The sequence below is a fragment of the Chitinophaga sp. genome (assembly GCF_035761305.1).
Classification (GTDB): domain Bacteria; phylum Bacteroidota; class Bacteroidia; order Chitinophagales; family Chitinophagaceae; genus Chitinophaga.
Map to the genome: position 1 here is coordinate 42221 of NZ_DASTRI010000155.1, position 12205 is coordinate 54425.

Genomic DNA, 12205 nt, shown 5'->3' on the forward strand with positions numbered 1-12205 from the left:
ACCGGGCATACGCGCCCCGGCAGCCGTTCTGCAGAAACAGCCGTTATTTTAAAAGATATTCTTTGCTAACTATTTTCCCCCTGTTGTGATTATGGTTGAACTATCAGCTTTTTACCTTCCAGCCTGAAGTGCACATTCGTTTTTTCAAGTATGGTCAGCAGGTCGGCCAGCGGTGTTTGTTTACTGATCTTACCAACGAAAACAATATCCGGTACGCCTTTTTCATACACTACCTCTATGTCGTACCAACGTTCCAGCTGCCGCATCACCTCTTCCAGGCGCGCATCTTCAAAATTGAAAAACCCGTTCTTCCAGGCTATTACCTTATCTGTATTTGCATGCGCTACTACTTTAATACCAGCCGCTACCCGGGCCTGCTGGCCAGGATGCAGCACTGCATTGCTGCTGCCGTGTGTTACGCGTATGGCACCTTCCAGCAGGGTTGCATCCAGGCTGCTCTCATTATCATAGGCATTTATATTAAAGTGTGTGCCCAGCACCTCAATATCCGCCCGGCCGGCAGCCTTTACCCTGAAAGGCTTTTGCGCCAGCTGCGCCACTTCAAAATATGCTTCGCCGGTGATCTCCACTACCCTTTCATTACCTGTAAATGCGGTAGGATAGCGAATGCTGCTGCCTGCATTCAGCCACACGGCCGTACCATCGGGCAGCAGCAGCCTGAATTGCCTGCCTTTGGGCGTATGCATGGTATTATATAATACCATGCCGGTGCTGCCCGCATTGTTGTACTGCAGCCGGCCGTTTTGCAGCATTACCTGCGTATTGTTTTGTGTAGCTACCACCCCGTTGGCCATGCTATCCAGCACCAGCTGCGACCCGTCGCCCAGCGTAAGCACTGCGCCCTGTTTCCCAGGCGTTATTTGTTGTGCTACCGCCATTGGGGGCGGTGTTGTTACCTGTGCGTGGCGCTGCTGCTGCCATAGGTAAGCGCCTGCCATTAGCACCACCACTGCGGCAGCAGCAGCGGCAATGGCCCACCTGCGGCGGTAGCTTACCTGTAAAGGCGCAGGCTCCAAAGGCCGCAGCCGGGCAAGCCTTTCTGCAAACGCCGCAGCGGCAGTATGATCCGGTGCTGCATCGCGCATTACCTCATAATAAATATCCATCCAGCTGTCTGCGGCAACGCGCGGCGCCGTTTGCAGGTATTGCAGCAATGCCTGCAGCTCCGCTTCGGTATGCTGCCGGTCCTTTATCTTATGAGCCAGTATGTATGCCTCTTCTGTAGTCATTATTGCTGATCGTTATAGAAAGACGTATGTGAAATTGAAAAGGGGAAGTAATTCTTAAAAAAAATATACCAGCAGGAGCAGCAGCCATTCCCCATGCTTTTTGAGGTAGCTGCGGATGAAGTTACCGGCCAGGTACAGCCGCTTTTTAACGGTTTCTTTCGGGAGGTTCAGCGCGTTTGCTATTTCGCCAACCGAAAGGTCGTGCTGGGTGCTTAGCAGGAAAACAATGCGCAGCTTTTCCGACAGCTGGCTGATGGCTTTTGCAGCCTGGGCGCTGTACTCGGCATACAACACCTGCTCATAGGGAGAAGCCGCGGTATTCAGCTCTCCGGTTTCCTGGTAGCGGTCTATTAACCGGAGGCGGGACTGCTCTTTGCGGAGGAGGTCCAAGAAACGGTTTTTAGTCATACGAAACAGGTACTGTTCTATGGAACGGATGAACAGCAGGCTTTCCCGCTTCTCCCATACAGCCAGGAAAACATCCTGCAGAATATCTTCTGCCCTGGACTGGTCGTAACGGGTAAGCGGCATAAGGTAAAATAACAGCCGGGAGGAATACTGGCGAACAAGTTCGTCGTAGGCGGCCCACTCTCCTGCAGCAATCCGCTTCAGCAATGCGGTATCGTGGTATGTTTCACTGAACGACAAAAGGTTTGCGTAGTTTCAATTACGCTTGTAATCTATAGCAAAAATTCAAAAAAGAAAAGAAGGGGGTTATGGAGGGGGATGGGCGCTTCCCCCATCACATGCTGCAACATAAAGAGTCAATCTTTTCCAGCATGCTGCGTTGATAGTTGAAATGCAGCGCCCTGCTGCCAAACAGCCGGTGCCTGAAAATAAAATCCAGCTCCGGCGCCTGTTTAATTTCTTTTTTATCAAAGCCAACAAGGTATACTATTCCCCCGGCATCTTCATTAATGATCTTATGGGCATATAAAGCGGGTATCGTATCGGTTGCTGTTACCAGTATAAAGAAGGAGTCCTGTTCATGCGTATCATTGCCTGTTACCGGCAGCGGCTTGGCGTCAAACCGGGGATGTATGCCTACCCTGAATACCATTTCGGCGGTATCGGCCTCCATAAGCTGCTCAACATCTGACATATGTTGCCAGCAGAAGGGCATATAAGCCACTGTTATTTCATTTTTGTTCACTTCTTTTTCTTCGATAATGCTGTTACGCAAGGCCGTGCCCAATAGCTTTGTTGCCCGGGGCTTGCAGGCAACTATACCACAGCAGCACATAAGCCAAACAATGCTTCGCATATAGTATGGGATAATAGGTTACTGATCTTTAAATAAACTTAATATTGATTTATTATGGGCCGATGTGTGCTGTCACATGACATACAAATATGTAAAAAAGCCTGAATAATACTACGGTAACAAAATAAAGTAATAGAAAATTAAAAAGCAATTTTTTTTATACCTTTTCCCTGCCGCTACCCGAACCATTTTCCGGCAGGCGGGGTAAAGGGTGCATAAAGCCTAACGGCGTGGCCCCTACGCGCCGCTGCTCGCATGCCGGCACAACCCGCCCGTTAATGCGCCAGAAGATCCTTCAGCACCAGCGCATGATTATGTTCTTCATCCTTTGATGCATACAACAGCGTTAGGGCTTTATGTTTCCTGGCATTGGCCCGCAGCTCGTCAACGGCACCGGACTCTTTCAGCTCGGCAAGATATTTTTTCCGGAACTCTTCCCAGGTTCCCTTCCCTTCGTGGAACCATTTCCGTAAATCTGTGGACGGGGCAATTTCTTTCATCCACTGGTCAATCTCCGCATCCTCTTTTTTAATGCCGCGCGGCCATAAGCGGTCAACCAGTATACGATAACCATCGCCTTTTGAAGCAGGCTCATATATTCTTTTTACGTGGATAGCCATAACACGGAAGTTTTTACAAATGTAAGCAGTTCCGGGATTACCTGTTTGCGCGCACTGCTGCTACAAATGCTGAAAGCATGCGCCGCCAGTATTAACGGCGCATGCTTTCCATAAACTTATGGGCTGCGGGCGGGCCTATTGCTGCATAATATTAAAGTAGTTGATGGCGGGGTTACCGCTCACAATCTGCAGCCTTACGGTATGCAAGCTGTTGACGGAAAAGGAAATGGCGCCTGCATCTTCCGCCGCATAGCTGCCGTTGCCGGTTACAGGCAGGGTAACCACCGGCTGGTTTACACCATCCACAACAAACCGCACCGTCGATGGCTGGTTAGAGGAATACCGCACCTGGAAACGCGTAGCAGCCGGCAAAGGCAGCTCTTTCCATTCCAGCCACTCCCCTGCCTGCGTATTGGTAACATGCCAGCCGCCGTTTACATCGCCCGTTTTTACAACATCCAGGTCGCCATCACGGAAGGTGCCGCCGCTGTTGCCGGCAGAAAGGTCATGGTAGCTGTCGCACCCTTCCGCTTCTACCTTTAAATTGCCATAGGCTTTATGTGTATAGCGCCGCAGGATGTTAATGCGCTGGTTGGGATAGTCATAATAGGTAGTATCAGGACTGCGCCACATCGACGTGTTCTCCGGCCAGTCGGTAAACCCTTCCACCAACGTGATCAAAGCGCCTGCGCCGGTTACGTTGCTCAGGCCCGTAGTAAATGTTTGCCCGTGGTTGGCGTCTATGAACATATTGGTGGTGCTGGTCACCACCCGGAAGCCGGGTACCGCCGTGCCTACCGTTACATTATTAAAGGTGCTCACCCGCCAGGGATTAGCCATATTAAACCAGGGGTTCACGGCATCTATCACCGCGGGGTCGTTGCATTGCTGGTCGAACTGCAGCCAGGTAGGATCTACCACTATGTACGGATTAAACCCGAATACCGATTGGCATTTTGCCCGTACAAACTGCGCTATCTTTTTAAGGTTGCCGTTGCCCTGGTTTGTGCAGAAAGCGTTGGCCACGCTCCAGAACATAATAAGCGGCCGCCCGTTTATTTTAAAACGCTTAGCGTCCGGCACGGCCGTAAAAGTGGCTTTAAGGTCATAGTCCCATATGTACTTATAGTTGGCCGTGTCACCGCAGTCAAACAGCGGCGTATAGTCATAGCCGTCGCCGTTATCCAGGTTGCGGGCAGCCGTCCACGATGCAGGGTTATCGTCAAACACCGCAATCTTGAATGCGTTGCTTAACCCACGCCGGTCCATGGCGGCTACCAGGCTGGCGAGCCGGCGCGGGTCGCCGGCATCGCGGCTGTTGTTGGGGGTATATCCCCGCAGCGTGGGCGCTACAAAATCTACCCCGCTGTAGGCAATCTCCTCCGCAATATTATCCCACCAGTCATTATCATTGGTGGTGGATTTAAACAACGACAGATTGTAAATGATGTTACCGCCGGCGCCAGGGTTCTTTCCGCCCAGCCGCGCATCATGGTCAAAGCCCATGGTAACGCCAATATACTGGCCGGGGGCCAGCTCGGTAACCGCATGGCGGTCAGGGGCATCGGCGGTTAAGGGATGTTCTTCAGGCGCGTCTTTAGTACAGCCTGCAATAAGGGTAACAGCTGCCAGCAATAGCAGCGCATTCATCTTTACCATAAGATAGTAATTAAGGGTGAACGATATGGTTTATATCAGATAAGGTGTAAACGTGGAATGAATATTTGATGCATGTGCAATATAGGCGGGGGGTAATTAATTTTTGATTAATAACGCATTAATGGGAAGGGAAATGTTGTTTTTTTTTATGAAAATGGAAAAGGCGCATCATTCCATACCGGCCTCAAAAGCGCCAATGTCAATAGTCCGGCCGCTTGCGGGAAGGCCGGTTTTGCCATGATAAACCACCTCCGGCAATGCAACGCCTTTATTAATATAAATATGCGGTGCGGGAGCAGCTGCATCCAGGTGCATGAATTTTATACGGGGTAAATTGCCCGCTACATCCCGCATGCCGGTTACGCCGGTTGTATCAAACGACCGTATTTCCCGGCTGAAGGTGTCCTTTGAGAAAACATTGTGCTCCATTACCAGCCGCCGCGTTGGGGTGCTTTCCGCGGGAATGTTCACGCCCCTGGCGCCTAGCGACATATTGTTTTTTAAAACCAGCTCCGCCCCTGCCTTGTAGATAGCTTTGCCGCTTTTGAGCGCATAATCATTGCCGCCATTCCGGTAAGCGGAACAATTGTATAGGTAAATAGACCCTGCATTGCTGTTCTGGTCAAACCCTCTTTCCTTGTTATAAAAGCTCAAACATTTTATTAAAACAAAATTATGGGCTTCATCTTTGGTGTCGCTGCCGCCCAGTTTAAAGCCGTTGCCATTCTGTACCTGCGTGGTGCTGCCATCCAGCCAGTAATAACCATTACAAAATGCCCAGCAGTCTTCCAGGGTGGTTGTGACATTATCTTTTCCCCCGCGCTTTTTAGTGCGCAGGTAACCATCCCACCCGTCATCTGAGTTCATCCACGCCCGGCAGCCCCTGAATAAAACAGAGTCGCCTACGTTTATTTTAGGGGCAAAACCATCGGCATTACCACCGGCGGTGGTAGTACCGGGGCCCCTGTCGGCATTTTCATAAGCATCGCAATTAATAATGGTCACATGGGCGGAAAGATCCGCGATCTGCAGCCCGCTATCGTGGTTCTGCAAAAAGCTGCAGAACTCAATTGTTACGTGGTTGCTGTGTTCTATGCTCATGCCGTTATCGCCCGCACCTTTGATAACAATGCCGTAAATAACCCGGTAGCCGGCATTGTCTAAAACAAACCCTTTATTATTGCCGCCAACTGCCATGGAGGAGCAATCAAAAACCGGCCGGGAGCCCGCATCTTTCATATCGGGCTTATATACCGTAATTACAATGGGCTTACCGGCTGCGCCGGGGTGTGTGATCTTCACAGGCGTGTTTACCGCATAGGTGCCGCTGCGTACAAAAACAGTATCGCCCGGCGTTGTTGCTTTTGATACTGCTTTTGCAATAGTGGCAAAGGGCGCCGACAGGGAAGTGCCGGCGTTTGCATCGTTTCCGCCCTGTGCGGCAGCAGCCACGTAATATTTTAACTGCGCCGCCGCCGCTGCCGGAAACAGCAGCGCGATGAAACAGCTATACAGTAAGCGCGTTGCGGGTTTCATGGGATAAGTATTTAAAGGGGGCGCCAGTGATCGGCGCCTCCTAAAATGTTCTCAATAGTGTATTGTTTAGCCTCTTTTTTTGTCAGCTGCTTCGACCACGCCACGCGGTCGTTTATAGATGCGCCCGGGCCGGTATTTTCATACTCCGCATAGTAGGCTGTTTTCTCCTTATCCGGGAACATGCGGTCGCCTTTCCAGGGGTCCCAGCCTGCCGGCGCAATATGGCCGCCTAATTCACAATGTATGAATACTGTTTTTGCAAAGGGCCTCCAGGGGCGGCCCAGGAAAACCCTCCGGGCAGCGGTATCTGCCACCAGCTTACAATCCATCAGCACAAAGCCGAACAAATGCCCGCGCCTGGTTGCCGCTGCTGTTATGTAAGAATTGGTGAGGCTTTTAATGGTACAGCGCCGGAACACGGCAGTGGCCTCCCCGAAAATAAAGTCCGTGGTGCCTTCAATGTAACAATCCTGGTAGTACTGCCGGCTGTTTTCCTTAGCCGCATACAGGGTGTCCTGGTTGCCCAGCAAACGGCAGTTTTTTATGGTAACGCGGTCGCCTTCCACATGCAATGCCACGGCCTGTCCAACACGGCCTGCTGTATTTTGTATGGTCAGGTTTTCCGCGCTGAAGTCGTTGCCCTCCACCAGCACCGTGTAGGTGGTGAAGGTCATGAACTTTTCCCTGCCGCTGGCGTCTTTTCCCGGGTAGTCTTTACCGGTATAATCGTTGTTGGTAATGATGGTGCTGTCCCTGCTTTCCCCTACCAGCGAGACGTTGGTTTTCCAGGAGGGAATGACCAGCTTTTCGTTATATACGCCCTTCTTAATAAATATCCTCACCTGCAACATCGATAAGTCGCGGACAGAGTTAACCGCTGCCTGTATGGTGGTAAAATCGCCGCTGCCGTCCTTTGCAACGGTTATAGCAGCAGGATGAACAGTTGTTTGGGCGCGCAGTTCGGCAGCAGCCAGCATACAACATAACAAATACAACACACTTCGCATTAACCTGTTTTTTTTGTTTATCAATAGCCCGGGTTTTGAAGCAGCCTGCCCTGGTAAGCATCCAGGGTGGCCTGGTCAAACGGGAACAGTTCGCTTTTGCCATGCACAAAAAACCTGGCAAGCCCCTGCCACAATGGTAAGTTATCAATGGCCTTTGCTACTGCCAGGTGCTGCGCCCAGTCGGTCCTCTTCCACCCGGTAATCGGGTCCGGCGCCTGTGTTGGCTGGTACCAGGGCACGGCGGCGGGGTCCGTACTGCCGTTAACGTAATACTGTATCTCTTCCCCGTTATTTTTCCAGTAAATATACTGCGGCACAAAGCTATAAGCGCCGGTACGGTCACGTATCTGCTGTATTTTTGTACGGGTTTCTTCCAGCTTTTCCGCCAGCAGGTTCCAGCGCAGCAGGTCAAATTTACGGATGCCTTCATGCCCGAATTCAAGATAACGTTCATTTACAACGGCGTCGAAAAAGCCTTCTTTGGTGGCGGGGGTAACGCCTATCTTGTCTTCGTTGCCTTTATAAGCTCTTTTGCGCACTTCCTCAAAAGCAGCAATGGCTGCTGCTGTAGGACCGCCGTTCAGCTCATTCTCCGCTTCCGCAAACATCAACAGCACATCGGAAAACCGGATCAGCACCCAGTTATAGCCTACGTTCAGCACATTGCCCGGCAGCAGCGGCACTCTCCAGTCGCGGCGGTATTTACCGGTATTCAGCTCGCCTAAACGGCGCTGTGATTTAATGTTGGTTGCATCGGGCACCTGGTACGATGTAATGGTTACATCCCTGCGGGTATCTACAGAGTCAAAGGCATAAAAATAACTGGGCAGCATAATAATGCCGCCGCCACCCGCGCCGTAGCGCGATGCGGCATTCACATTAGGGCCGTCGTAGTTGCCCATGCGGCTGTCGCTGTTGCCGTTGCCACCGCCCGCGCCTACTTCAAACAATATCTCTCCCTGCGGATCGTAGGTAAAGGAGGTTACGTTCCTCCAGATATTTTCAAAGCTGGGGTTCAGGGTATGCTCTTCCCGTTTTGCCATTAATGCCGCACATTCGTCCCGGGCAATGGTGTAATATTTTTTGTAGTCGCTGCGGCGTTCCATTTGCCCGTTCTGCCGCAGCGCATACCCGCCCCTGTACAGGGCAATTCTTGCGCGCAGGGCCATGGCGGCGCCTTTGGTAATGCGTTCGTTGCGCGGCACTTCTGAACGCCAGGGCAACAAGGTTTCCGCAGTGGCCAGGTCGGCCAGTATTTTATCGTAGGTAGAGTCGCGGTCGTTGCGGCCAATGAATAAATCCGACTGCCTGTAAGCCGGCGTCATGGGCGCAGGCACATCTCCCCAGTTACGTATCAGCTCCAGGTAAAACTGTGCTCTCAGGGTTAATGCCTCCCCGTATAAACGGTGCAGCTCTTTTTTCTCTTCGTCGGTGCCGTTATTGTACAGCGGCATTAATGGAATTTGTTCTATGCACAAATTCGCTTTTTCCACTCCCCGGTACAGCTGCCGGAACGGGTTGGCAATTTCCGCATTGGTAAGCAGCAGCTGGTAGCGTCCTATTCCACGCCGGCCGTTGTCGATATTACCGCTGACAATGCCTTCGTCCGAGTCGTAGGGGTAGTACATGCTGATGCGGATGCCGTAACCGGCGTCGCCCTGCAGCTCGTCATACACGCCGATTACCGCGGATGTTGCATTGGCAACGCCTGAAAAAACTTCGTCAATATTATACTGGGAGCCGGGCTTTACTTCTGTCCATTTTTTACAGGCCGGCAGGATCAATAAAACGGCTATACATGCGGCGCCGGTTAAGAAGCCAAGATATTTATGTTGCATGAGAATGATCTGTTTTGCGTTTAAAAAGTAAGGTTTACACCAAACACCCAGGTCCGTGAATGCGGATAGGCGGCAAAGTCAACACCCGGCGTCAGCGGATCGCTGCGGCGGGCAGTAACGTCAGGGTCATAGCCCGAATAGCCGGATATAACCGCCAGGTTATTTACGGTGGCGTATATACGCAAACTGGCGATTTTAGCCCGCTCCGTAACATGCTTCGGTAAGGTGTAGCCCAGGGTCACATTACTGAAACGAAGGTACGAGCCGTCTTCAACCGCCCATGAATGCAGCCACCAGCGCTGCACCCTTACGGGCGACCATATTTTTGCGTTGGCGTTCAGCGCAGCCAGCTCCTGCGGGTTTGTTACCACCTGCCCCTGGCTGTTGATATTGGTCCAGCGGTCTTTCATGATGTTAATCATGTTCAGGTTGGGGAAAGCGCCGTCTGTCCATTCCAGCTTATTGGCGTTATAAATATCATTGCCCACTACAAAATTCACGAATATGCTGGCGTCAAAATTTTTCCAGGTAAACTGGTTATTCCAGCCGCCCGTAAACTTGGGATTGGCGTTGCCGATTACCGTCCGGTCGCCGTCTGCCGTAATAACGCCGTCGCCATCCAGGTCTTTCCACTTTAACATGCCCGGCTGCGGCGTTCCGTAAACGCCGTTCACGGGAACGTGTGCGTTAATATTGTAGGTGCCGGTGGCGGCATCATAGGTAAAATCCTCCAGCTTATAATAGCCGTCGGTTACAAAGCCGTACATTAAACCAACGGGTTGCCCTACCTTCACCAGGTAATCATCTACCCCGTCAGACCCCTGCCAGCCGGAGTTACGGGTAATCTGCGCCGGACCGCCCAGGTTCTCCACCCGGTTTTTATTGAACGCGATATTGAAACTGGTGTTCCAGGAGAAATTTTTTCCCTGTACCGGGTTGGCATTTATCTGCACTTCAATACCGCGGTTTGAAGTGGCGCCGATATTTTGTATCTGTGTGGTATAGCCGTTTGTTGGCGGTATCTGCACGGCCAGCAAAAGATCGTTGGCCGAATTTTTATACGCATCTACTGTTACCTGCAGCTTGTTGTTGAAGAAGGCCAGGTCCAGCCCCAGGTTGCGGGTAATATTCCGCTCCCAGCGAAGATCCGGGTTGGCCAGGGCCGATGGCGCAAATCCCGGCAAAATGGAATGGTTGAATGCATACTGGCCGGTAACGCCGTACAGCTGCCGGTACAGCAGGTCGCCTATACGGTTATTGCCTACCGCGCCATAGCCAAACCGCAGCTTACCATCTGTAAGCCATTTAATGCCGCTCATGAACCGCTCACCGGAAAAGCGCCATGCTATGGAGCCGGAAGGGAAAACCAGGGTGCCGTTCTCCGAAGCAAATTTCGATGACCGGTCGGCACGCACATTTACCGTAGCCAGGTAACGGTCGTCATAAGCATAGCTCACCCGCCCGAACAAAGAAAAGATACGGCTGGGGGCATTCTCCGTGGATGACGGCAGCGGCTGCGACGAGCCTGAAGGCGCTGAACCCAGGCCCATGTTGGCCAGCGCCTTACCGGCGCTTATATCTGCCGGGAAATACCTTGTTTCCACATAGTTGCTGCCGGATAAAAGCTGCACGGTTTCCTCACCCGCCAGCACGGTTATATCATGATGGCCTTTGTATTTGCCAAGGGTGTATTGCAGCACATTTGAATTGTTAAAGGTGCTGTTATGCTGATCGCCAATGGAGGCAATAGGCAGCGAAGCATATTGCCGGGCCGTGCTGGTAATTTTCCCGTGAAAAAGCGACTCCCTGATAGTCGTATAGTCGTACCCGAAGGTTGACCGGAAAGAGAGGTGCTTAAACAGGCTGATATTAACATAGCCGGTAAGGTAGGTGCCTCTTGTTTGCTGGTTGCGGTATTCCGCCTGCGTAAGCAGCACCGGGTTGGTGGCGCCGCTGGAAGCCAGGTAATAATCTTCGTCAAAATCGTCGATACCGCCGCCTGGTATCGGCAGCTCAAACGGGCGGTAATTAATGGCGTGGCGTAAGCGGTTGGTGGCACGGGTACCGGAGCTGGTAGTGCCGGCGCCGTGAACGCCCTGGTCCAGGTACCGCATATTAATGCCTGCCTTCACGTGTTCCGAAACCTTATGCTCCAGCTTAAAGTTGGCGATCTTACGGTCAAACCCTGACTCCAGCAATATACCGTCTTCCTTGTTTGCGGTAAGGCTTAAATTAAAGTTGGTAGCAGCGGTGCCGCCGCTCATAGATACGTTATGGTTCTGGAACATTGCTTTGCGCCCGAACACGCGGTCCTGCCAGTTTACAGGCGCAACGTTCTTGTAGTTCTGCAGGGTGTCCCAGGTAGTGCCGTACAGGTGTGCAAAGTTGGAGCTGTCCGCTTCACTGCTGCGGCTTCTTTCATATTGCCACAGCACAAAGTCATACGGACTTAACACCGGTACGGTAGCAGGCAGCTCGCGCCAGCCGGCGGCGCCGCTGTAGGTTACCTGCGTTTTGCCCGAGCGCCCGCTTTTAGTAGTGATGATTACCACGCCGTTAGCGCCTCTTGCCCCGTAAATAGCCGTGGTAGAGGCGTCTTTCAATACATCTACAGCAGCAATATCCTGCGGCGCAATCACAGACAAGGCATTTTCTACCTGCACGCCGTCAACAATGTATAAGGGCGAGTTATCCTGTGTGATGGAGCCGCCTCCGCGCACACGTATCACCAGTTCCGCGCCGGGCGCGCCTTCCGACGATACTACCTGCACACCGGCCAGGCGCCCCTGCAGCACTTCTGCGGCGGACGACAACGGCACATCCTTGATTTGCCGGGCGCTTACGGAAGAAACAGATCCGGTAACATCTTTTCTTTGCACGGTGCCGTACCCTACTACTACCACTTCACCCAGGTTGCTCTGCTCTTGCCGGAGCTTTACCAGCAAAGGCGCTGCGCCGCCGGCGGTAATGGTTTCAGTACGGTAGCCAATGAAAGAGAACACCAGCTTTACAGGGCCTGTTCCGGTTACGG

The 12205-nt window shown here is 52.1% G+C and carries 9 protein-coding genes; all 9 read right to left on the bottom strand.

Annotated features, from left to right (window positions below; translation table 11 throughout):
* Positions 1 to 89 precede the first annotated feature (89 nt).
* Positions 90 to 1250 carry a FecR family protein gene (locus tag VFS25_RS13645; RefSeq protein ID WP_326462709.1) on the bottom strand — a complete coding sequence of 387 codons (1161 nt, stop codon included), beginning with the start codon at positions 1248 to 1250 and terminating at the stop codon, positions 90 to 92.
* A 54-nt stretch (positions 1251 to 1304) separates the two neighbouring features.
* On the bottom strand, positions 1305 to 1898 hold the full coding sequence (locus VFS25_RS13650; RefSeq protein WP_326462710.1) for an RNA polymerase sigma factor: 594 nt from the start codon (positions 1896 to 1898) through the stop codon (positions 1305 to 1307).
* A 94-nt stretch (positions 1899 to 1992) separates the two neighbouring features.
* Complete coding sequence (locus VFS25_RS13655) at positions 1993 to 2514, bottom strand: hypothetical protein (protein ID WP_326462711.1); 522 nt, start codon at positions 2512 to 2514, stop codon at positions 1993 to 1995.
* 275 nt (positions 2515 to 2789) lie between these two features.
* Positions 2790 to 3134, bottom strand: a complete 345-nt coding sequence (locus VFS25_RS13660; RefSeq protein ID WP_326462712.1) for a DUF488 domain-containing protein — start codon at positions 3132 to 3134, stop codon at positions 2790 to 2792.
* A 135-nt stretch (positions 3135 to 3269) separates the two neighbouring features.
* Positions 3270 to 4793: a DUF5010 domain-containing protein gene (locus VFS25_RS13665; RefSeq protein ID WP_326462713.1), complete on the bottom strand. Its 1524-nt coding sequence runs from the start codon at positions 4791 to 4793 to the stop codon at positions 3270 to 3272.
* A 168-nt stretch (positions 4794 to 4961) separates the two neighbouring features.
* Complete coding sequence (locus tag VFS25_RS13670) at positions 4962 to 6329, bottom strand: right-handed parallel beta-helix repeat-containing protein (RefSeq protein ID WP_326462714.1); 1368 nt, start codon at positions 6327 to 6329, stop codon at positions 4962 to 4964.
* Positions 6330 to 6340: 11 nt separating this feature from the next.
* Positions 6341 to 7336: a pectinesterase family protein gene (locus tag VFS25_RS13675; protein WP_326462715.1), complete on the bottom strand. Its 996-nt coding sequence runs from the start codon at positions 7334 to 7336 to the stop codon at positions 6341 to 6343.
* A gap of 20 nt (positions 7337 to 7356) precedes the next feature.
* A complete protein-coding gene (locus tag VFS25_RS13680; protein ID WP_326462716.1) occupies positions 7357 to 9174 on the bottom strand; it encodes a RagB/SusD family nutrient uptake outer membrane protein in 1818 nt (605 codons plus the stop codon).
* Positions 9175 to 9194: 20 nt separating this feature from the next.
* Positions 9195 to 12205, bottom strand: a 3011-nt coding sequence (locus tag VFS25_RS13685; protein WP_326462717.1) for a TonB-dependent receptor, incomplete at its 5' end; no start/stop codon positions are given.

Excerpts from the sequence above, each read along its gene's own strand:
- VFS25_RS13645 (WP_326462709.1), bottom strand. The coding sequence starts at position 1,250 with ATGACTACAGAAGAGGCATACATACTGGCTCATAAGATAAAGGACCGG.
- VFS25_RS13655 (WP_326462711.1), bottom strand. The coding sequence starts at position 2,514 with ATGCGAAGCATTGTTTGGCTTATGTGCTGCTGTGGTATAGTTGCCTGC.
- VFS25_RS13660 (WP_326462712.1), bottom strand. The coding sequence starts at position 3,134 with ATGGCTATCCACGTAAAAAGAATATATGAGCCTGCTTCAAAAGGCGAT.
- VFS25_RS13665 (WP_326462713.1), bottom strand. The coding sequence starts at position 4,793 with ATGGTAAAGATGAATGCGCTGCTATTGCTGGCAGCTGTTACCCTTATT.
- VFS25_RS13670 (WP_326462714.1), bottom strand. The coding sequence starts at position 6,329 with ATGAAACCCGCAACGCGCTTACTGTATAGCTGTTTCATCGCGCTGCTG.
- VFS25_RS13675 (WP_326462715.1), bottom strand. The coding sequence starts at position 7,336 with ATGCGAAGTGTGTTGTATTTGTTATGTTGTATGCTGGCTGCTGCCGAA.
- VFS25_RS13680 (WP_326462716.1), bottom strand. The coding sequence starts at position 9,174 with ATGCAACATAAATATCTTGGCTTCTTAACCGGCGCCGCATGTATAGCC.